Origin of the sequence: Aliiglaciecola lipolytica E3 (assembly GCF_000314975.1) — a bacterium.
Classification (GTDB): Bacteria; Pseudomonadota; Gammaproteobacteria; order Enterobacterales; family Alteromonadaceae; genus Aliiglaciecola; species Aliiglaciecola lipolytica.
The window spans coordinates 1-22,059 of the sequence record NZ_BAEN01000058.1; the positions used below are offsets into that span (position 1 = coordinate 1).

17 protein-coding genes are annotated in these 22,059 nt (G+C 40.4%); 7 read left to right on the forward strand and 10 right to left on the reverse strand.

Going from position 1 to position 22,059, the window contains the following annotated elements; all coding sequences use genetic code 11:
- Nucleotides 1–113 precede the first annotated feature (113 nt).
- Nucleotides 114–3,242: an efflux RND transporter permease subunit gene (locus GLIP_RS13955; protein WP_008845295.1), complete on the reverse strand. Its 3,129-nt coding sequence runs from the start codon at nt 3,240–3,242 to the stop codon at nt 114–116.
- A 7-nt stretch (nt 3,243–3,249) separates the two neighbouring features.
- Nucleotides 3,250–4,416, reverse strand: coding sequence for an efflux RND transporter periplasmic adaptor subunit (locus GLIP_RS13960; RefSeq protein WP_008845296.1), 1,167 nt, complete (start codon nt 4,414–4,416; stop codon nt 3,250–3,252).
- 360 nt (nt 4,417–4,776) lie between these two features.
- On the opposite strand from GLIP_RS13960, the gene GLIP_RS13965 reads away from it, so the two are divergent.
- The 3 genes from GLIP_RS13965 (at nt 4,777) to GLIP_RS13975 (ending at nt 7,385) form a co-directional block, all read left to right on the forward strand.
- Nucleotides 4,777–5,310 (forward strand): DsrE family protein, encoded by a 534-nt coding sequence (locus GLIP_RS13965; protein ID WP_008845298.1) that lies wholly within the window; start codon nt 4,777–4,779, stop codon nt 5,308–5,310.
- Between the two features lie 135 nt (nt 5,311–5,445).
- Entirely contained in the window at nt 5,446–6,381 is a 936-nt protein-coding gene (locus GLIP_RS13970; protein ID WP_008845299.1) for a hypothetical protein, read from the forward strand.
- A 131-nt stretch (nt 6,382–6,512) separates the two neighbouring features.
- Nucleotides 6,513–7,385: an ATP-grasp domain-containing protein gene (locus GLIP_RS13975; RefSeq protein ID WP_008845300.1), complete on the forward strand. Its 873-nt coding sequence runs from the start codon at nt 6,513–6,515 to the stop codon at nt 7,383–7,385.
- A gap of 33 nt (nt 7,386–7,418) precedes the next feature.
- Here GLIP_RS13975 and GLIP_RS13980 read toward each other — a convergent pair whose 3' ends face one another.
- Entirely contained in the window at nt 7,419–7,868 is a 450-nt protein-coding gene (locus GLIP_RS13980) for an Lrp/AsnC family transcriptional regulator (RefSeq protein WP_008845301.1), read from the reverse strand.
- A gap of 143 nt (nt 7,869–8,011) precedes the next feature.
- On the opposite strand from GLIP_RS13980, the gene GLIP_RS13985 reads away from it, so the two are divergent.
- Nucleotides 8,012–8,764 (forward strand): tryptophan 2,3-dioxygenase family protein, encoded by a 753-nt coding sequence (locus GLIP_RS13985; protein ID WP_008845302.1) that lies wholly within the window; start codon nt 8,012–8,014, stop codon nt 8,762–8,764.
- The gene (locus GLIP_RS13990) at nt 8,761–9,897 is read left to right on the forward strand and encodes an aminotransferase class V-fold PLP-dependent enzyme (protein ID WP_008845303.1); all 1,137 of its coding nucleotides are present in this window, start codon (nt 8,761–8,763) and stop codon (nt 9,895–9,897) included. Before GLIP_RS13985 ends, GLIP_RS13990 begins: the two co-directional genes overlap by 4 nt.
- Nucleotides 9,898–9,973: 76 nt before the next feature.
- On the opposite strand, the gene GLIP_RS13995 is transcribed toward GLIP_RS13990, so the two are convergent.
- From GLIP_RS13995 to GLIP_RS14020, 6 genes are all read right to left on the reverse strand, one after another.
- Nucleotides 9,974–11,617 carry a response regulator gene (locus GLIP_RS13995; protein WP_008845304.1) on the reverse strand — a complete coding sequence of 548 codons (1,644 nt, stop codon included), beginning with the start codon at nt 11,615–11,617 and terminating at the stop codon, nt 9,974–9,976.
- A gap of 371 nt (nt 11,618–11,988) precedes the next feature.
- Nucleotides 11,989–13,455, reverse strand: coding sequence for a DUF3300 domain-containing protein (locus GLIP_RS14000; protein WP_008845305.1), 1,467 nt, complete (start codon nt 13,453–13,455; stop codon nt 11,989–11,991).
- Between the two features lie 134 nt (nt 13,456–13,589).
- Nucleotides 13,590–14,228 (reverse strand): GTP cyclohydrolase II, encoded by a 639-nt coding sequence (gene ribA / locus GLIP_RS14005; protein WP_008845306.1) that lies wholly within the window; start codon nt 14,226–14,228, stop codon nt 13,590–13,592.
- A gap of 70 nt (nt 14,229–14,298) precedes the next feature.
- Nucleotides 14,299–17,109 carry an EAL domain-containing protein gene (locus tag GLIP_RS14010; protein ID WP_008845307.1) on the reverse strand — a complete coding sequence of 937 codons (2,811 nt, stop codon included), beginning with the start codon at nt 17,107–17,109 and terminating at the stop codon, nt 14,299–14,301.
- Between the two features lie 135 nt (nt 17,110–17,244).
- Nucleotides 17,245–17,547, reverse strand: a complete 303-nt coding sequence (locus tag GLIP_RS14015) for a DUF3630 family protein (RefSeq protein WP_008845308.1) — start codon at nt 17,545–17,547, stop codon at nt 17,245–17,247.
- Entirely contained in the window at nt 17,535–18,971 is a 1,437-nt protein-coding gene (locus GLIP_RS14020) for a protein adenylyltransferase SelO (RefSeq protein ID WP_008845309.1), read from the reverse strand. Before GLIP_RS14020 ends, GLIP_RS14015 begins: the two co-directional genes overlap by 13 nt.
- Before the next feature lie 117 nt (nt 18,972–19,088).
- Here GLIP_RS14020 and GLIP_RS14025 point away from each other — a divergent pair, with 117 nt between their 5' ends.
- Together GLIP_RS14025 and GLIP_RS14030 are read left to right on the forward strand one after the other, a co-directional pair.
- Nucleotides 19,089–19,409: a c-type cytochrome gene (locus tag GLIP_RS14025; protein ID WP_008845310.1), complete on the forward strand. Its 321-nt coding sequence runs from the start codon at nt 19,089–19,091 to the stop codon at nt 19,407–19,409.
- A gap of 123 nt (nt 19,410–19,532) precedes the next feature.
- The gene (locus GLIP_RS14030; RefSeq protein WP_008845311.1) at nt 19,533–20,195 is read left to right on the forward strand and encodes a glutathione S-transferase; all 663 of its coding nucleotides are present in this window, start codon (nt 19,533–19,535) and stop codon (nt 20,193–20,195) included.
- 14 nt (nt 20,196–20,209) lie between these two features.
- Here GLIP_RS14030 and recQ read toward each other — a convergent pair whose 3' ends face one another.
- Nucleotides 20,210–22,039 carry a DNA helicase RecQ gene (recQ, locus tag GLIP_RS14035; protein ID WP_008845312.1) on the reverse strand — a complete coding sequence of 610 codons (1,830 nt, stop codon included), beginning with the start codon at nt 22,037–22,039 and terminating at the stop codon, nt 20,210–20,212.
- Nucleotides 22,040–22,059: the final 20 nt, after the last annotated feature.

The window sequence follows — 22,059 nt, forward strand, 5'->3', positions numbered from 1 at the left end:
GTTGTCATTTTGGGATTTTGTAGCACGGGATTTATCCCGTGGAGGGTATCGTGGTCCTCAGGGGTAAAGCCCCTGCTACAGGTGATGTTATTCGGGGTTTTGTAGCACGGGATTTATCCCGTGGAGTGTTCTACTTCTGCTCTGAACAACCGTGTTTTTAGCCATCTAAAAGGCACTCTTATATCTTCTAAAATAAGATACATACAAGGAATCAATATTAAGGTTACTACGGTGGCATACAAAACCGCGTAGCCAAGAGCAATCGCCATGGGTATGACAGAGCGTGCCTGAGTACTGGTTTCAAACATGATCGGCAAAACACCTACAAATGTCGTAATAGAAGTTAGGGTGATAGCTCTGAATCGAGCACAACCTGCATCTAAAACAGCTTGTTTTAGATGGATACCTTCTTTGCGTCGGGAGTTAATAAAGTCTGTCATTAACAATGAGTCATTGATTACCACACCTGCGGCTGCGATTAACCCAAATGTAGACATAGTGCTCAAGTCGACCCCATATATAAAGTGGCCCCAAATTGCACCTGTAAAGCTAAAGGGGATAACCAGCAATATCATAAATGGTTGCATATAGCTCTTTAGTGGCACAGCGAGCAATATATACATCATGATGAGTCCAGCAATAAAAAACAGGACTTGTTCATTTTGCTGAGCTTGCGTTTCCTCGATCGAGCCACCTAATTGTGTTTTCACTGATGGATAGCTCTTTTGAATCTCTGGAAGTAAGCTTTCAGCAATTCTGCTCACCACTTCATTGGGTTCAACCGCTTCTTCATCAATGTTGCCAAACACGTAAACGCTACGGTATCCGCCTTCTCGTCTAATATAGCTAATTCCGGGTTTCTCGGTTAACTCAACAACGTCTCCAAGCATGACTTCTTTTCCTGCTGGCGTGGTGATCACCGCATATTTTAGCTCGGCAAATCGTTCCCTCGTCAACCTAGGGTAACGCACCATTACGCGTACTTCTTCACCGTCGCGAATTACCCGCTGCGCTTCGCCGCCGTAAAAGCTAGCGCCTACTTGTGAGGCTATCGTTGAGAGGTTCAAGCCTAAGTCATATGCCACCGGCAACAAGGTCATTTGAATCTCTTTGCCTGCAGGATCTATAGTTGAACTGATATCAAACAAGCCCTTTTCTTGTTGTAAAAGTTCGATAAACTTTCGACCTGCGGCATTTAACGTTTCAATGTCAGGCCCAAACAGTAAATAACCAAAATCACCGTCATTTCCCCCTGTCATGGGTTCATCACGAACGGTAAACGATTTCATTCCGGGAATTTCAGGAATTTCTGCACGCCATCTCCGCGCTAACTCGAAGGTATCGAAGTGTCGTTCTTCTTCAGGCACAAGGGCTATTAAAATCCGTCCTTCAGTGCGGCCTTGGTTAAATGACAATAAATCCCGAATTAAGCCTGTGCCATACTCCTTGGTCACTTCATTTTCAATTTTATAAATAACCTTTTCGATTAGTTGTAAAGCTTCAATGGTGGCTGAATCTGATACGGTTTCATTCATTTCGATTTGAATGCTTGGAAAGTCATGGGGTACCTTGGGAGAAGGCACCATGCGTACGAAGTTGCCTAACACTAAACCAATACTTATCATCAAAAAGGCGATAAACGTACCTAAAACTGCCCAACGGAAACGCGTGCACACTTCTACAAAATTGCGATAGGGGCCATTCACAAAACCGAAAAAACGTGTGTTAAATCTATCTCGCCAGCTACCCACTTTGATAGGTTTGAAGTTGGTATGTGCCAGGTGAGCAGGTAAAATCAGTTTTGATTCGATTAAACTAAAGGCTAAGCAAAATATGGCAACACCGGCGACATTCCACATCATTGTGCCTTGGAAACCACTTCCTTGAGTGAAAGGTAAAAAGACCGCTATGGTGGTTAATACGCCAAATGTTGCAGGCGTGGCAACACGCTTAGCACCTTTAACCACATTCTCTACGCCACCGCCATATTTTTCGATTTCAGTATAGGCACTTTCACCTATGACAATGGCGTCATCCACCACAATCCCTAACACCATAATAAAAGCGAACAATGACAATATGTTCACGGTGATACCGAACATACTCATTGATAAAATAGCGCCTAGAAAACACACGGGCAGCCCGATCATAACCCATAGTGCTAATCGAAATCGTAGGAATAAAGTCAACATAAACGCAACTAAAATTGAGCCTTGAAATAAGTTGCTTAGCATCATGTTCAGGCGGTCAGTCACGTACATCGTCATATCGATTAGGATCTCTAATCTGATCCCCTCTGGCATGGTTTTGTTGCGCTCTTCAACATATGCTTTTACCGATTCGGCAACTGGGATCATATTTTGGTCTTTAGTTGCATTTACTGACATGTAAATTGCATTTTCGCCAGAAAACTTAAAGTAACGCTCTCCTTCGGTGAACCCATCCTCAATTATGGCCACGTCTTCAAGCAGCACTTGTGCGCCATTAGCGCCAATTTTGATTGGTATGCGACGGAATTCTTCGCCTTTGTAAAATTGGTTTTCAACCCGCACGGAAATAATGCCGGAGTCGGTACGCAATTGCCCAGCCGAGTAATTGGCTGAAAAACGCCGAATTGCCATTCGCACATCATCAAGGGTAATGTTGTATTTACGTAATTCGTCGGGTTGGATTTCAACGGCAATTTCGTCATCGGGTGCATACAAATCAACCAGAGAAACATTATTCAATTGCAGTAATTCGTCTTCTACTTTCTTCGCCATCGGCTTCAAGTCACCCAGTGGGAAATCACCCACTACTGCCATTTCGATAACGTCTTGATTAAACTCTTCTTGGTAAACTGTGACTGGCTCCATTCCGGCAGGGAAGGTCGCTATACCATCAACTCGCAGTTTTACTTTGTCGAGCACATAGGCCAGATCTTCATCGGGATCGATTTCCAGAGTGACACTGCCGCTATTTCTGAATGCTCTGGAGATACTGCGCTTGATTTCAGTCACATCTTTAAGCGCTTCATCAATTTTTATCAGAATGCCTTCTTCAATTTCTTGTGGAGAGGCACCGGGATAATTTGCTTGAATGGTGATGTAGTTAATTTCTAAACTTGGGAACATCTGTCGAGGTAAAGAGGTATAACTTACAGCTCCCATGACCGCGATAAAAATCATCAGTAAGTTAGCGGCAACAGAATTATTCGCAAAATAGGCGATCAAACCAGTTTGTTTGGTTTCATTAGTCATCATATTTAGCCTACAGGTTAGTCTGTTGAACGACTAAATCGTCTTCTTTGTGTTCGCTGGATAAGCGTACTTCCATATTTTTCTGGGGATATTCAGGAACTGTTGTTACGACACGATCATTTTCTTGAAGACCACTTTTGACGATAAAGAAAGTGCCTTCTTCACGAATGATTTCAACCGGCTTAGGTTGCAATTTGTTGTATTTGTCTACTACCCAAACCTGCCTATTAGTCACCAAATCTTGCGGCAATCGATACACATTTTGCAATGTTTGACCTGAAATATTTACTTCTACGTAGCTACCAAATTTGAGCGCTGGAACTTGGCTTTTTAGGCCATAAGGATCGGTTATGCGCACCACTATATGACTCATTCGTGTTGATTGATCAATAACACCCGTGTCACGCGCTATTTTACCAACACGGGAAAAGGTTTTAACCCCTTTATTTATCACGATTGCTTCTTGGTTTTCTAACCGGGAGGGTAAAAACGCGCTGTCGAAACCTGCGATGGGGAATAAAACTTCGGCATATTCGATACTGTTAAGTCTACCGGCGACCATTCCACTGTTAACGAAATCACCAAGACCAATAGAGCGTTCAATTACTAAAGCGTCATAAGGTGCTGTAATGTCGCAATTATTCAGATCTCGTTGGGCGATTTTTATTCTAGCCTGAGCTGATTTAACGGAAGCTTGTGCACTTAACAATTGCGGTTTACGTAAATACAAATCACTAACTTGACTAGACGGCAGATTTTTTGCCTCCCGCTTTGCAACTTCGGCGCGAGCTTGTTCTTCTATTAAGGATGCTTGCGCTTGTGTTAGCTCGGCTTCAGCTTGCAATAGAGCGGCTTCATAAGCATCTTTTTCGATGCTGAATAGGGTTTCACCTCGTTTTATCAATCCCCCAGCGACAAATTTGGGATTCCAACTAACCACTTCACCGGAAACTTGTGCAGCTAAATTGGTGCTTTCTAAAGGCGTAACTTCGCCAAAGCTATGAATGAGTACCTGATAATTAATTGATTCGGCGGGAACTATTTTGACCAGCGGTCGCGTATCTATTATTTCGTTTTCTGTTTCTTCTTGGCCAGAAGCGCTGATGGTCATCATTGCGCCTATTCCCAAGACAATAATCACTACAAAAAGTAGCGCCTTTATCCATGGATTGTTCATACTAACTCACATCTTATTATTATATTTCATTGGTATTTTTTGCGGTTTACAGCGTTTGCTATGCAATACACGAGCATAAATTTGGCTCACTGATATTCCATTTCTTAGTTGAACCCATTCGAAGGAATAAACACGATAGCCTAAAATACCTACCACATTGTCTAATGTTACCTGTTCTAATTCGAATAAAGAAGATTTAACATTTTTTAGTTTGTTAAATAAGCAACTTTATTTCCTCAAGTCAGTTAGATAGGTGATATACAAACACATATTTTCGCGATTGATTGTTTAAATTGAGATTCATAAAACTGCATATAATAAGTTAGAATCCGGTAAGTGGGTTTTTCTGGGAAAAGTGCAATGAAAAAGCAATTTTATACTTTGGTTTTAATAATGGTCAGTTTGCAATGTTTTGGTAATGATGTATTTAAGTCAGGCCCTGTTATTCAAGAATTTGGCAAGCATGCAAAAGTTCAACTAGACCAAGAAGTTAGTAGCGATACTGAATTTAAAGTGGTATTTGATGTAAGTAAAATCAGTGGTGAAAAGACCCTCAACAGGCACATTGAAAGCTTAGCTAGATTTATGAATATGCTGGTGGCAAACGGTGTTGAGCAAGAAAATATACACTTGGCACTTGTCGTTCATGGTAAAGCGGGGAGTGATTTACTTAATCAAAAGGCGTATCAAGCGCGTTTCGCTACAGATAACCCTAATCACGCTATGCTAAATGCATTATTACAAAACAATGTACAAATCTTTTTATGTGGACAATCAGCGGCATACGACAAAATTGCAAACCAAGATTTAATCGGTGGAGTGCAGATGGCCTTATCCGCGATGACAGCACATGCGCTTTTGAGCCAACAAGGATATAGCCTTAATCCATTTTAACCCACGTTTTTTGCTGCAAATTAAGGTATATTTGCTGCCCGCGTTATCTCCGATAATTGTTTTTTGATTCGTTAGTGGTTATTTGTGACTCATATTTTTAGCATAAATTACAAGTGGTCTTGGTTTGCAGTTTGTATGTCTGTTTGCCTTATCGTTTTAAATTATTGGAATGGATTGATAGTAAGCCTTAACTTCGATTTGCATGAGACACAGGTAAGAGATCTAGGCGCTGCATTTGGTTTACCCATAATTGGCGGATTTACCTATTTTATTTTGCCGCATATTATTGCTATCGCGCATCAAGAAACACAGAAAAACGCTCTTAGTTGCGGATTAACTTCCGATGAATCTAGCCAAATTACAAAAAGAATCTGTGAAATTCCCATCTTAATTTTGGTTTTTAGTTTAGTCGCTGGTTTTTTAGTGACGTTTAGCTATTTGTACACCGAAGGGCTATTTTACGTGGAAGACTTGGGCCCCGAAGCCAATTTAAGGCGGACTCCTTTGGTGTTACAAGCGTGGTGGATGTGGACAGGCATTTGTTTAAGTATTGCGATTATTTTGCGTAATACGAAAATAATCGATGAATTTATCGTCAAACACTTAACCATAGAATTGTTTAAAAGCGCGCACGTTTTACCTTTTACTAATGCAATTTTCAGGAATGCATTATTTATTTCAATCGGATTGTCCTTAGTACCCATTTTATGGATAGGTGGGGAGCCTCAATTCAAAGACTGCATTTTTGCAATCGCTGTACTGTTAATTTTCATTAACTTGACGTTTTACCCGTTACTCAGAATGAAGCAAATTAAAAGTAGCACTATTGAAAGTGTTCAAGCTGTTAATCATTTTGAGTGGCCATTGCCAAATCCAGCAGTGAGTGACGGTTTTGAGAAACTAACCATGCAGGATCGTGAGTTGATCTTGAGCGATGCGAAAAGAATGCAAAAACAAACCTCAAAAAATTGGTCTAACGGCTTTCAATTTCTCACTCGCATCACCATATTAATATCTATTCCATTATTGACCTGGTCCGGTTTTCAATTATTGAATAATTCCCTTATTTAGACCGGTCTAGGCCGTCTGGATTCCAAAGAGTAAATTAACAAAATATTCACAACTCTGGTTTAGTGTTAAATTGTTCGTTATTCTTAATTTCAAAACTATTTTTACTATAGTGTTATCAGGAGAATAATCAGATGCGCAAGTTAGCGATTTTATCGACTGACGATTTAGAAGATTTCTTCGTTTATGATCATTTAGCGTACGAGCCTTTATTGAAGCTAGGTTGGCAGGCCGATGAAGTATCTTGGCATGCAGATAATATTGATTGGAATGACTATGAAGTGGTGGTCATCCGCAGCACTTGGGACTATCAATCTAAAGCCGATGAATTCGTTGAAGTGTTAGAGAAAATACACAGCAGCACAGCAAAATTAGAAAATAGTCTTGCATTGGTAAAGTGGAACATCAATAAAGATTACTTAAGAGATCTGAATGACAAAGGCGTCGGAATAGTACCAACAAAATGGTGTTATACCTTTGATTTTGAAGAGATTAAAGGTGCGTTCGAGTATTTTGGCTGCCGTGAAATTGTTATCAAGCCGCTTGTTAGTGCCAATGCCGATTACACTTATCGCTTAACCTTAGATGCAGTATTGGCTGAGGAGCAAGGACTTTCAGAAGTTTTTTCGACCCGTGGATATATGATCCAACCCTTTATTAAAAGCGTGGTTAATGAAGGCGAATACTCATTATTTTATTTCAACGGGAAATTTAGTCATTGTATTGTCAAAGTGCCAAAACATAATGACTTCAGAGTGCAAGAAGAACATGGTGGTCAACTAAGAAGTGTGGAAGCGGAAGAACCTTTGTTAGAAACGGCCAACGAAGTTGTTGCAGCTTTACCAGAGCTACCACTGTATGCACGCATTGACTTGGTTAAATACAAAGATAGATATGTGACCATGGAAGTTGAGTTAATCGAGCCTTCGTTATATTTCAACATGGATGCAAGCTCAGCTGAGCGTTTTGCTCAGGAGTTCGTAAGTCGATATGGTTTAGGTAAATAATGTTGAGCTACACGCTACATTAAGCGACTTGGATTACAGCATCTTACTGTAGGGGCCATTTTGTTTAATCATGCGTGTAGTTATTGACGTATTAAATCTTAAAACACCGGGCAGCCGCGATAGATCAACTCGCAACAATTCATCAAAATGATTGATGTCTTTGGCTAACACTTCCAGAACATAATCAAATTCGCCGGTAACCGCATGACATGAGCGCACCGAGACGTGATTTATTATCGATTGTTCAAATTTTTGGTGCTGCTCGATATTTATTACCACGTGCACCAAAGCACGTATATTCAAACCCAACGCCTGCGGTGAAATGTCTGCGGAAAACCCGGTTATTACATGGTTCTTCTGCAAGGTTTTAACCCGATTCCAGCACGGTGTTTTACTTAACCCAATTGACTCCCCTAAGGTTGCAAATGAAAGGCGGCCATCCTGTTCAAGTCTGGATATTATTTGTTTATCTTTATCATTCATAGATATTGCTAGGGTATCGTTCTTTATTAGGTTCGGTATTCTTAACTTTGTTCTAAAAAGTGATAAATATCAAGTTTTTGAGGAACAATGTTCATGGGCTAATCAATTAACATGTTGTTCGAATTAACTATTTGGACAGCAGCATGTACCGACAAAAATATAGCAGTATGTTAGAGAATCCAGAAATCCTTGATTACGGCGCATATTTGCAATGCGATACTTTATTACAATGTCAAAAGCCATTAAATAAACTGTGCAATTCTGATGAGTTACAATTTCAGATCGTCCATCAGGTAGAAGAGTTGTGGATGAAATTGATGATTTATACGCTAATTGATGTGTTGGAATATATGCAGGCTGAGCAAAGTCATCGAGTGATTACGGCCATGAAACGGGTTCATATGTTGCAAAAGATGATGATTGAACAAATGGACTTATTAGAAACCATGTCGCCCAAAGAGTACCAACAAATTCGTTTGCAATTGGGTAATGGCAGTGGGCAAGAATCACCGGGGTTTCGCATTCTAGTGAAGATTCCCACTGATTTGTGGGCTGTTTTTCATAAACAATATGTAGAAATGCGTAACACCAGTATCGAAGCTATTTACGACAGTGAATATCAACATGATGATAGTTACGTGATTGCTGAGAGCTTAGTCGAATTCGATGAGTTGTTGCAGAAGTTTCGTTGGCAGCACCTATTCCTGATTCAGCGTTCTATCGGTATTGGTTCACACTCACTTAAGGGACGTCCAGTGGATATGTTAAAGTCTGGCGCTAAACATCAATTCTTTCCGGAGCTTTGGCAAATTCGCGATCAGATGACTGATGCATGGGGACAGTCATATGGTCGAGTTCGAGATTCTATTGTGGAAAAAAAGGCTGTTAGCGAGTGAGCGCGGCTTCGTTATTTAATCTCCCTGAAGGTCACTATTTTCTTAGTCATTCAGTAGGGTGCTTGCCCAAAAAAGCAGAAACGAGTTTGGCAGAAAACTTTCTAACCCCTTGGAAAATGTCAGGAGGAGATGCCTGGCCTATCTGGTTAGACACGGTTGATGCGTTTTGTGCGTCTTTAGGTCAGTTATTGCATGGACAGGCATCGGATTTTTGCCCACAAAGTAATCTTTCTAGCGGTTTTACAAAGTGGTTGATGTCGTTACCGGAAACGCAATCGATTAAGACAGCCACAAAACGCAAAATTTTAATTCACCAAACTGCGTTTCCATCTATGGGATTTGTCTGCAATGCTATGCAGAAGATGGGATTTGAATTGGTGTTTATTCCAGCTTCGGAACCTGTCTCGAATAAAGAAACCTGGGAACAAGCTATCAATAAAGATGTTTTTTGTGTCTTGGCCACCCATGTGCATTCCAATACTGGAACGGTCGCTCCTATCGAACATATCGCAATGCTTTGTGATAAATACAATAGTTACTTTGCAGTTGATATAGCGCAGTCTGCAGGCATCTTGCCTATTAATTTAACTTCATGGAATGCCGATGCAGTATTTGGATCTTGTGTTAAATGGTTATGTGGCGGGCCGGGAGCAGGCTTCATGTGGGTTAATCCGCAAACAACCGAAATGTTGTCACCTATCGATGTAGGTTGGTTTTCCCATCAAAATCCGTTTGAAATGGACATTAATCATTTTCAATATGCGCAGGACGCAAAACGATTTTGGGGAGGGACACCCAACGTTGCTCCTTTTGCATTAGCCAAGGGAAGTGTGGAAACCTTGTTAGAAATCGGTCAGCAGAATATATTTGCGCATAACCGCCGGTTGGCTAATGAATTGTTGATAAACATTGAAGATTGTTTGCAGGCTTCTATCGACTTAGAAAATAATGGTGGGACTTTGTGTATTGAATTGCCTGATGCAAATATAAATATGCTTGAAAGTGAACTGCAACGGCAACATTGTTATTTTGATGTTCGTGGCAATGTCATGCGTTTTTCTTTTCACATTTATAATACGTTACCGCAGATTGAGTTATTAACAGAAGCAATTAGAACCTCAGCAACACGTTGAATTAAAACGTTGCTGACTCCGCATTCCGACTCGTTGGGTGAAATCAAACAGTTCCAATTGTAGTAACCTGTGTTGATTACGCTGAGGTTAGCTGCTGCTCGATGACGGCTAAGTATTCATCCATTTTTTTCTGTTGGTTAGGGGATAACGCAATGCTGTCTAACGTGTTTTTGCACTTCTTTAAACATGCTAGATGATTTTTATCAAAACTAACTTCGTCAACCAACTTAGCCATCACTTTCAAGATACTTAACGCCATATTCGGGTTTCTTGGTGCTAAAGTGAAAGCCTGTAAAAGTAATTCATATGCAGGTTCATAGCGTTTGTTTTTATAGTGGGAAGAAGCCATTTCACCTAGCTCTTTTGGAGAATAGCGAATATCGGTGCGCTCTTTGCTTTCTTGATCTAAGTATTCGTTGATAACCTGCCCCAAGAAGCTATCAGATTCAATTTTTGACTTTATTGAATCTAGCAGACGAATTGATTCTTCCCAGTAGCCCATTTCATGAAAGGCTTTTACTTTGTCCAAACTGTCTTCTACGGAGCTAGTTGATTGAGTGTGCATATGGTTTTTAATGATTTCTTCAGCACCTTTCTTGTCACTTTTAAGGTTCAGCATGCGCGCATTAATAATTGCTAATTGTTCTTTTAATTGGCTGTCATGTCCGAATTCCTGCACAAAAAAGGTAATGTCTCTTTCAGTTTTTGTAATAAGTTTGGCTGCATCTTCTCCGGTTAACGATGCGGCTAAATCAATTGCTGAGCGAATAACGTTGAGATTTAAATCTGGTGAATCATGGATAGAGTTCTTCGCAAACTTAGCCATATTCATAGTTGCAATGTATTGCCCTTTTTTATCGTGATTTAGTCGGGCTAAATTCCACGATTTTTTATTCCGGTCTAAGTTTCGTGGCGCTAATTTGGTAGCTTCTTGGATAATTTCATATCCTTTAGCATAGTCTTCTTTTTCAATATAATATTCAGCCAAAGCGTCGTAGGTGCTAAAGCGTGTATCGTCTCTTTCAAGTAATTGATCTGTTAATGCTAGCGCTTCGGTCATTTTGTCTTGTTTCAATAAGCTTCTAGCTAAGTTGACTTGCACCCAACCGTATTTATATCGCTCCCCCAGTTCTTTGTAGAAATGTTCTGCTTGAGAATATTCTTTTAGGTTTATAAGGCTTTCACCAATTAACCGGTTGATCATTGGGTAATACTGACTGAGCGAAGGGTCTTTTAACTGTCGTTCAGCAAAATAGATGGCCGTAGGATATTCGCCCTTATCGATACAATAAGACAACTTATAAAGTTTTTCTTTTATGCCGAAAAGATATGTAAAACGCTTCTCCATCTTTTTGCGGTCTAGTGGTTTCACCCAAAAGTCACTGGGTTGCAGCTCAACCACACAATTTACCAGTTCCATTGATGTATCAGCGCTTAAGAAAATAACCATTGTGGTTTTGCTGATATGACCTTTTAAGCGCAACTCTTCGAGTAAATTGAAGCCATCTTTATCACTACGGATATCAAAAGATATGAGGACGACATCAAACTTCGTTTCCTCACATAAACGCAAGGCATAAAATGCATTCTCTGCACTTTTACAGGTACTAATGCCTATTTCAGTTAATGCAGATTTAATCGTATCTGTAACCAAAGACTGACCGTCTATGACCAGCACATTGAGTTTATTTAGCGGTTTTTGTGGAGGTATCTGAATCAATTACAAAGTTCCATTGCTTCTAATTCTAGTTAGGAAGGTCGACTACAACTAATACCTTTTTCCCTTAGATAAGTGTTTTCTCGATAGTATGCGCGGTATTTTTTATGCCCAAAGCATTGTTTAGGTTAGATCCGATCTAGTGGTATCAACGCAGTTAAAATCCGATTCGCATATTGTTCGACCGAGGTTTAGGTTTTTATCTTCCCGTTTATCTTATGGAGTTGGTTAAAATTGACCACTAAACCGTATAATTGCCTATGCTGCATGGATTAGCAAGTGTCATCGAGGAACTTTGAAGGATTGGCTGCCGGTCCAATTAGAGTAGACCGGCAGAGGGGTAGGTTCGTTGAACGTTCTTAAACCGTTGCTGATTATCGCTCTCGTCTATTTCCCTTGTTAATCTGGCGATTTTGGTTCCTGTTTACTGTTCTTTGTACATTGCTCCGATTAGGAGAGTAACTTTTAACGTTTCGTTGCGTGCTATGTACTTTTTGATTCGAATAACGTTGCTTCGAACTCGTATTAACATTTGACTGTGACCGATTTGTATTTTGTACTTTCACGTCAGACGAATTGTAGTTGTTACGTTGCACTCGCTCTCTATTCGGTTCTCTTTGTTGCACATTGTCTTGAGAGCGATTTACTACGTTATTGCGAGACTGAGCTGGCACTTGACGAATGTTTTCACGTTTATTGTTATCTCTTTCGACACGCTGTCGCTGAGTCGTCTTGTTATTTTTATCAATATATTCGTTTCGTCTATTTGCTTGGCTCTGTAATTTTTGTTGAGTTCGCAAGGCACGATTGTCGCTTTTAATGTCTTTTTCTCTTTGTCTAACCTGTACCGGTCTCGATTTATCAAGGATGCGCGCTTTTCCTTCGCTAACATTAACCCGTCTATTATCGTGGCGATCTTGTACACGATACACAACTTTAGGAGTATGAGCGTTATATCTAACGCCTCTTCTATGATTAGGGTTATGTTGCCAGCGTTGATATTCATTAGAGTTCACTCTACGCACGCCATCGTCACGACGGTAGTTGCGATGTGAATAGTGATTATTAACGACTATGTAGCGATTACCCCAGTTGAAGCCGCCCCAAAATACACTGTGTCGAACATACACTCGTGGGCTCCAATAAAAACCTGCATGTCGGTAATAATGAGCGGGTCTATGCCAATAAATTGGAGGGTAGTTATGCCACCACCAATTACCGTAAACAATGCGTGTATCGTAGTAAGGCACATACACTACTTCTGTTTTCGTTGACTGAATAACAATGTCGTTGTCTTCTTCAACGACTTCAATGTATTCGCTATTTTCTAAACTGCCTTGAGCGTATGCTTTGTGGCGAAGGCCTTGAACACTGGATAGTACTTGTTCTTCATTAATTAAGAAGGCATCGCCCAAATCCTGTAGCCAATTCAGATCTTCGGTAATTTGCTGTAATAATTCATGAAATGGTACTAATGCTTTTACGCTAGGATCCCAATCCTGTTCAGCAATCGCTTCCATCACTTCTTCTTCATTGAGTGATTGGTTTTTGTCACGCCATCTGGCTGCTTGAACGACTTCCAGTGGGTAAGTTGAAGCAACTAAAATATGAGAAAGCACTGAATCGGGATACAGGGCTATAGGAGCGAGCATTTGGTCTAGCTCGGCTTGATCAAGTTCGTAATTAAACTCTTGTTCAGACTCATTTGTATTTTGATTCGATTGAGAATCAACAACTACAACGTCTTTAGACTCTTGCGCTTGTGCAAGATTAATGGCTAACAGTGCCGTTACGGTTAACACCGTCAGATACACCAAAGCGTATTTTGTTCTACTCTTCATAGTATTCTCCTCAAATATAGAATACTTATAGAATGACTGGCCTTAACCTTAGCTGAATCAAACATTAAAATCAGCGTAATTTAACGTGCTTTTAATTAAGTACAACTTGCCGCAGCGTGCAATAATTTGAGGGGTTACTTGTGGGGACCGTTATTTAATAAATGTAAATCGAATTGGTGACCTAACTTTTCCGTTTTAGTGCGCAAATACTTTCGGTTATCTTCGGTTAATCCATGATCTATAGGTGTGCGAGATACCACGTTAATGCCCATTTGAGTCAATGCGACTTGTTTTTTAGGGTTGTTGGTCATTAGCGCGACATTTTTCACTTTCAACGTTTCAAGCATTAACTTACAGATGGCGTAATCGCGCAAATCAGCATCAAAACCTAAATGTTCATTTGCTTCAACTGTATCAAGACCGCTATCTTGTAATTTGTAGGCGCGAATTTTATTGAGTAAGCCTATTCCTCGCCCTTCTTGGCGCAGATAGAGTAATACGCCACTACCATGTTCCACGATATTTTGAAGCCCCTTTTGCAACTGAGCACCACAATCACATCGGGTACTGAATAAGGCATCACCAGTAAGACATTCTGAATGAATTCTAATCGGTACAGTGTCCCCTTCCTGCCATTGACCATAGGAAAGCGCGACATGTTCTTGTTGTGTTTCAACTTCTACAAAGCCGTGAATTGTGAATAATCCAAATTGGGTTGGAAGGGCTGCAGAACTCACAAATTCAAATTTGTTTTTCGGGGTACTAGTCACCACAAAGGGCCTTTAAAAATATAAATCATGTATTAATTCACCAATATGGGCACGAATAATTCGATTGCAACCTTTAGTCGATAGTTTTACAAGGTGTAAATTCATCAAGTGCGGCAGGTTTTGCCACGCCGTAGCCTTGGGCAAAATCGACACCTATCTTACCTAATTCAACCATCACGTCTTTTGATTCAACAAATTCAGCGACTGTGCTCATTGACATCGCTTTTGCGACGTCTTTCATGGAACAGACCATGGCCATATCTACTGGATCCACAAGCAGATCCTTTACAAAACTTCCATCGATTTTGACGCAGTTAACTGGCAAGTTCTTTAAATAACTATAAGACGAAAATCCGCTGCCAAAATCGTCTAGTGCGAAAGTACAGCCAAGTCGTCTAAATGCAGTGATGAAGCGTAACGTCTCCTCCATCTTAACTATCGCCATACTTTCAGTGATCTCAAAGCAAATTTTATCGTGGGGAATTTCATAAGTTTCAAATGCTTGTATAACGTGGCGCTTGAGATCATTATCAGCAAGTGAATGGCCACTTAAATTGATATTGCAACGTTTCAATTGAGATAAGTGTTCAGGGTGTTGCGCTAGCCATTTGAACGTATGTAGGATCACCCATTTATCGATTTCAATGGTCAAATTATATCGTTCAGCTGCGGGTAAAAACGCTGCTGGTGGCACAATCTGACCATTTTCATCATGCATTCTTAAAAGAATTTCATAATAGTGACCGTCAGCAACTTTAGAAAGCGGGAAATAATGTTGGTAATAGAGTTGGAATTTATTTTGTTCCAGCGCCGTATTTATTTGAGACACCCACTTTAATTCAGATTCGTAGCGCTGCATTTTTAGATCTTCGCTCGAATACACATGTATTTGATTACGTCCATGTTCTTTGGCGACGTAACATGCGGCATCAGCCATGCTCATGAGTTGTTCTGGGGTTTCGATGTTTTCTTGCCATTTGGCTAACCCAATTCTCATGCCCATAGCAAAAATGCGGTTGTCCCAAATAAATCTAAACTCTTTCACGATTGCCAGTAATTTTTCAGCAATCTGAATAGCATCTAAGGCGTTTTCAGACTCTAGGATGACGCCAAATTCATCACCGCCCAGTCTGGCTAACATGCCTTTGTTCATGACTACATCATTCAACAATTGAGATAACTGTTTTATTAGGGCATCCCCAGCTTTATGGCCGCAGGTGTCGTTAACGACTTTGAATTGATCTAGGTCCATGTACAGAAGCGTTAATGCTTGTTTTAATTGTTTTGAACGGCGGATCCCCTCGCGTAGCTTTTGTTCAAACTGGCGGCGGTTATAAACTCCGGTTAATGAGTCATGGGTGGCTAAGTATTCCAAACTAATTGTCGATTGTTTCTTTTCGGTAATATCAAAAATAGAACCGAAAAAATATTTTTCATCGTCGTTGCCTGTGAGTTGTATTGAGATACAAAACCAAAACTCACTGCCATCTCTACGTACACCTTTTACTTCTTTACCGAGCGCCACACCTGCTTGATAAATTTCTTCCAATAATAGGTCTCGTTCATGGGGGTTAGCGTAAAGTAATGAAGTGTCTTTTACCTCCGACAACATCTGTGTTTCGTCTTTATATCCAAATAATTGGCACATTGCAGGATTTGTGGTTACTAACTTACCTTCAGGGGTTGATGTGTAGAGCCCTTCTGCTGAATTTCGGAAAAGATCGTAAAACTGGTGCAGGTTGTCAATCGCATTTTGCTGTTGGATTTGTTTTTCAAAAGCGACCGCTTTTTCATGACTTTCTATAGCAACGGCTATTAATAGCGCACCAGACATAATCACTAACGACATTAACAGTTCTAAATCGGTATTACTGACCCTTCCTGACAAGTAAAAGTGGACCTCTATTACCACTGTGGCGCTGATAATTAACCAACCAAAAGCGTACAGGCGATTTGAAATACTATATTGGCGATTATGATATATGACCGCTAACAACAAATGTAGCAGCACTGCTGCCGCGGCGAATGAGGCAGCACTTATAATTTGATAATAGCTATTCAGTAATGGTGCGATGATGATTAATGAGAGTGCCATCAAATATGAGAGGAAGCGCAAATAAATAGGCACTCTTGATAACATTGCATGGCAAACTTTTGCGGCTGCGAATATCAATATTGCTACGGTAACACTATTGATTTCAGACGTGTATGAACCTAGTGCAGCGAACTGACTGACAATACCCTGAATATTCAGGAACAATAGCAGCAAGCCTGCATTGGCGACGGCAAACCAAAATCTGATGGGGCTCCTCAGTAATACATAGGTTACTAAAAAGTAGAAAAACAAGATGGCTAACCCACCACCAATAACCCCTATGAATGCCAAGTTAAATTGTTCATCAGCAACAAATGCTGGCCCTTTCCATACATTCAAATTGTATACCGTGGGGCCTTCATCTTGAATGCGCAAATAAATATTAACTGTCTGATAGGGAGCAAGTGAAATAGGTAGTACAAAATTTCGATGATTGAAAGGGCGCGTTTCAAGGTCGCGTTTTGCACCTACTAAATAGGTTTCTAAAAGACGATTTTTATCGTCTAAAACATAGGCATCAAGGTAATCTATTGAAGGGTTGTTGATGGTCAGCAAAAACTGTTGATCGACGTTATCTTGATAGCTCAGCGAAAAGCGCTGCCATAGTGCTTGATCTTTGTTTAGAGGAATGTTGTTGGTTTGTTGTGACCAACCTTCCAATGCTTGAACTTGGGAAAGTTGGTTTCTAGAGTGTGTACGCAATAATTGAGCACTTGCATTAATATTTACCTGCGAAACTGTTTCATTAATTGCAATGATTGGAATTTGATCTGAATGTTGTGCATTCACACAGCTCACGAAACTCAGAAAAAGAAGACTCAGGAGACTGTATAATTTCACATCAAGTAACCATTTAACCAGTTTACACATACGCTTTCATCTGAACAATTTAAGTGCATACGCTCAGTAAAATAAAAGGGTATATTATTGAATTGTATCCAATTTAGCTAATAAATTTGAACAAGTGGTCGAATCAGCTTGTCCCGTCACTTCAATCCATAGAGCTTCGCAAGTGCCATCGAAACAAAATATAAAAGTGTCGAGCCCAGACATAAACTGGATTTGCGCACGATCAGCACCGAGACTAATATCAGAAATTCGGCAATCAATCTGGGTTAACCATTTTTTTGCAATATCTATTGCTCTCTCTTGTGACGGGAAGTGTTGACACTTCAATTCAATCGTCGCGTGATTCATCTGCCAATGATATTTGCCTAACTCGAACATGATATTTCCATAGATTGCCCCCAATCGGGCGGTGTTTGCGCATAATGTTGATATTCGTGCTGTTCTTCGAAAGGGTTTTGTAGCACTTTTAGTAAGCGCTTACATTCTTCAAAGCTACCGCCCTCTGCTTGCTGAATCGCATTTTGCGCCAAATAGTTACGCAGTATATATTTAGGATTAGCTTCGCGCATCATAATCAATCGTTCATTTTTAGGTAGAGACTCTTTGGCTATTCTTGCGAGATAAAGTTGATGCCATTGTGTCACGTTAGTTCGGTCAATAAAATGGTCGGCGAGCTTTTGAGTTGATAAATGTTCGTCACATAAGAGTCGGAAGCTCTGGGTGTAATCCCGCTTGTCCTGGCTTAACAAATTCAGCCATCCATTGACGAGTTGCATGTCGTCGCTGTTGATTTTTTTGAAGCCGAATTTTTGTCCCATAAGCGTCGCAAATTGGCTTTGTAATTGAATTTCGTATTGACCTAAAGCTTGTTTTATCAATTCAATGGACAGGTATGGCGTGAACGCATGCGCCAACGCATTCAAATTCCATAATGCTACACCTGGTTGTTGATCAAAGGCATAACGTCCGCCATGGTCAGAATGATTACAGATATATTCTGGATCATAAGCATCTAGAAATGCATAAGGTCCAAAATCAAAGGTGATTCCGTGGATGGACATGTTATCTGTATTCATCACACCATGACAAAAACCGAAGGCTTGCCATTTCGCAATCAAATCAGCTGTTTGCAATACGATGTGTTCTAACAGGGAGTAGTGTGGGTTTTGACTGTCCATAAACTGCGGATAGTGATTGTGAAATGTATAGTTGAACAATTTTTCCAATTTATCTAATTGTTTACTATGGAAGAAATATTCGAAGTGGCCAAATCTAATGTGGCTTTGACACGCTCTTATTAACATAGCGCCGGTTTCGGGTTTTTCTCGATAAACGGTTTCATTACTTGCAATCAAGCATAAGGCACGTGATGTTGGAATGCCGAGGTGATGTAGTGCTTCACTTGCAAGATATTCGCGAATGGTTGATCTGAGTACTGCACGTCCATCACCAAAACGCGAGTAAGGTGTTTTTCCTGCTCCTTTTAAATGCAAATCCCAACGCTGCTTTTTAGTCGTTTCTATTTCTGCTAGCAAAAGACCACGACCGTCGCCTAAATCTGGATTCCAACCTCCGAATTGGTGGCCACCATATTTTTGCGCTATGGCATGTTGGTTTAACTTCCCTTCGGCCTCGAATAATTCAGCAAATAAAGCGTGCTGTTGATGTAATTCTTTTGGGAATTCTATTTCATCTGCAAGCTTTTGATTAAATAATGCTAATTCAGGTTGAAGCAATGGTGTAATTTGGATCGGACTCGCCAAGTCAGATAATTGTTGAGCGTATGAATGATCGAAATACACGTTTGCACCTTATTAGTATTAAATTAAAGTATAGTTTATCCTGACAATGGGTTTGCTAGATACACTAGTTTGAAAAAACAGTATTAAAGCATTTGTGAATGTATATGAGGTTAAAATATGAAATTTAAAACAGTAACGTCAATTGCAACATTAATTATTGGCGCCTTTCTTTCTTGTTCTGCGGTTGCTGGTGATGCTGAAAAAGGGAAGTCGAAATCAGCAACTTGTGCAGCGTGTCACGGTGCAAATGGTATATCGATGATTCCAATGTATCCAAATCTAGCGGGTCAAAAAGAACAATATTTGATTTTACAAATGAAAGCCTTTCGTAGTGGAGACCGTCAAAATATGGTGATGGCACCAATGGCCAAAGGTTTGTCCGATGAAGATATTAATGATTTATCAGCATATTATGCGGGTCTTAATCCTGGTGGTTAAGCTGGTTTTTAGGTAAAGAGCAGCAGATATTTGGTATTTCTGAACTGTTGTTATATTGGGTTTCAGGAAAGATCTTTTTCTTTGTTCCAACGTACAAGACAAACCAACTTCTAGGAACCTAATATGATTATTTTACACCACTTAAATAACTCACGCTCGCAACGTATTTTATGGCTGCTTGAAGAGCTAAATCTTGACTATGAAATTAAGCATTACAAACGTGATGCTAAGACAAATCTAGCGCCTTCCACTTTAAAATTGATTCATCCTTTGGGGAAATCACCGGTTATCACGGATGGCGACGTCACTGTTGCGGAATCAGGGGCAATAATAGAATATTTGATCGAACAGTATGGAGAACATCTGAAGCCAGCGGCTAATTCCGAGGCACTGAGACAATATCAATACTGGCTGCATTTTGCGGAAGGATCTTTGATGCCCCCGATGGTAGCTAAATTGGTTTTTGATAAGGTTCGAGCAAATGCAAAACCATTTTTTATTAAAATGGTAGCTAATAAAATTGCAGATAAAGTAATGGAAGGCTATTACATGCCGATTATTACCAATAATTTATCGTACGTGAATGCTCACTTACAAAATTCCCCATGGTTTGCTGGAGAGGAATTGACGGGGGCAGATTTTCAAATGAGCTTTCCATTAGAAGCTAGCTTTTCAAGAGGCGGTGGTAAACAGTACCCTGCGATTGAGGCATATGTTAAAAAGATCCATCATCGCGAGGCTTACAAAAGGGCATTAGAAAAAGGCGGAGAATACGCCTACGCTTAAGCGCTGTGTATTTTTTAAAGTGTTTCAAGATGCTGGCTAATGAGTGCTAAAAAGCGCTCGCCATAGCGCTCTAACTTTGTTTTACCTACACCACTAATTTGTAAAAATTGTGACGAATTATTAGGTAGATACTCTGCCATGTCTGCAAGGCTGGCGTCACTAAATACAACAAAGGGGGGCACATCATCTTGCTCAGAAATTGATTTACGTAGATGTTTTAGTTTGGCGAACAGAACCCTATCATAATGTCGTTTATCATTTTTACCGCGTTTGGATGTTTCTAGCGCTAGACGCGGAACCGCAAGTGTTACTTGCACTTCAGACTTTAACACCGGACGGGCAGCTTCAGTTAGCTTTAACGTTGCATTTTGAGTGATATCAATTCTGATTAAACCTTGGTGAATAAGCTGGCTAATTACATTGTGCCAATGTGCCTCGGATTGGTCTTTACCTGCACCATGGGTTGGCAACTTGTCATGTTGTTGTTCAACTATACGTTTATGACTTTTCCCTCGTAATACGTCGATAACGTATTGAGTCGCAGCATTTTGTTCTAAACGGTAGATACAGGAGAGGACTTTCTGAGCTTGAATAGTTCCGTCGAATCTCTTGGGAGGGTTGACGCAGATATCGCAGTTGCCGCAGTGGGCTCCACTGTACTCCGAAAAATAGTTTAGCAAAACCTGTCGTCTACACGTTTGAGCGTCGGCGAATGCCTCCATCGCCGCGAACTTTTGCAATTCTACATCATGACGTTCAGTATTTTCTCCCATTGCAATCCATTGTCGAATGCGTGCAGCATCTTTTTCATCATAGAGCAAAAGTGCTTCTGCTGGCATGCCATCGCGTCCAGCCCGTCCCGTTTCTTGGTAGTATGATTCTATGCTACGAGGTAAATCGAAATGCACTACATAACGGACGTTAGATTTATTTATGCCCATGCCAAATGCAACGGTTGCAACGATGACATCAACGTTGTCTTGAATAAAGTCACGCTGAATTTTCTCTCTTATTTCTGGCTCAAGGCCTGCATGGTAGCCGGCACTATTTATCCCTTGTTTAGCCAACTTAAAACTGAGCTCATCCACTTTTGCTCGACTATTACAGTAAACAATTCCGCTACCTTCTTGTCCTTTTACATAGTGAATTAATTGATCAACGGCTTTGTATTTGGATAGCAGGTTATACCGAATGTTTGGCCGGTCGAAACTACTTCGAAAAACATAAGGAGTTTGTAAGTTCAATTGCTGAGTAATATCTGCTCGTGTGGCAATGTCAGCTGTAGCAGTTAAGCCCATTACGGGTATGTTTGGAAAATGTGTTTTTAATTGCCCAAGTAATCTGTAGTCTTGTCGAAAATCATGCCCCCAATGAGATACACAATGGGCTTCGTCCACTGCGATTAGGCTTAAATTTAAAGTATGTAAGCGGTCAATAAACTCAAGTTGCATAAGTCTTTCTGGCGCAACGTATAATAATTTAAATTTCCCGTCTTGCAATTGTCGGTAGATATTCAGCAATTGCTCTCGGGGAATAGAAGAATTAATAAAAGTAGCCGCTACTCCAGATGCCGTAAGCGCATCTACTTGGTCTTTCATTAAGGATATTAGAGGAGAAACGACGATAGTTATGCCTGGCAAGATTAGCGCTGGTATTTGGTAGCATAAAGACTTACCACCACCTGTAGGCATCAATACAAGGGCATCTCGTTGACTTAATACTTGTTCAATTACCTGTTGTTGCCCGTCTCTGAAGTGGCTGTAGCCAAACACTTCTTTTAGCACTTCTGCTGGTTTTGTGCTGTTTTCTATTGGGAGCGGTTTTTCTAGAGTCGGGCTAGACAAGTAATTTCCTCATACGAATA

What these genes read in the sequence shown, in the direction of transcription:
- GLIP_RS13985 (WP_008845302.1), top strand. Translation starts at nt 8,012, where the DNA reads ATGTACCGACAAAAATATAGCAGTATGTTAGAGAATCCAGAAATCCTT.
- GLIP_RS13980 (WP_008845301.1), bottom strand. Translation starts at nt 7,868, where the DNA reads ATGAATGATAAAGATAAACAAATAATATCCAGACTTGAACAGGATGGC.
- GLIP_RS13955 (WP_008845295.1), bottom strand. Translation starts at nt 3,242, where the DNA reads ATGATGACTAATGAAACCAAACAAACTGGTTTGATCGCCTATTTTGCG.
- GLIP_RS14030 (WP_008845311.1), top strand. Translation starts at nt 19,533, where the DNA reads ATGATTATTTTACACCACTTAAATAACTCACGCTCGCAACGTATTTTA.
- GLIP_RS14025 (WP_008845310.1), top strand. Translation starts at nt 19,089, where the DNA reads ATGAAATTTAAAACAGTAACGTCAATTGCAACATTAATTATTGGCGCC.
- GLIP_RS14000 (WP_008845305.1), bottom strand. Translation starts at nt 13,455, where the DNA reads ATGAAGAGTAGAACAAAATACGCTTTGGTGTATCTGACGGTGTTAACC.
- GLIP_RS13960 (WP_008845296.1), bottom strand. Translation starts at nt 4,416, where the DNA reads ATGAACAATCCATGGATAAAGGCGCTACTTTTTGTAGTGATTATTGTC.
- GLIP_RS13965 (WP_008845298.1), top strand. Translation starts at nt 4,777, where the DNA reads ATGAAAAAGCAATTTTATACTTTGGTTTTAATAATGGTCAGTTTGCAA.
- GLIP_RS13970 (WP_008845299.1), top strand. Translation starts at nt 5,446, where the DNA reads ATGTCTGTTTGCCTTATCGTTTTAAATTATTGGAATGGATTGATAGTA.
- GLIP_RS13975 (WP_008845300.1), top strand. Translation starts at nt 6,513, where the DNA reads ATGCGCAAGTTAGCGATTTTATCGACTGACGATTTAGAAGATTTCTTC.
- GLIP_RS14015 (WP_008845308.1), bottom strand. Translation starts at nt 17,547, where the DNA reads ATGTTCGAGTTAGGCAAATATCATTGGCAGATGAATCACGCGACGATT.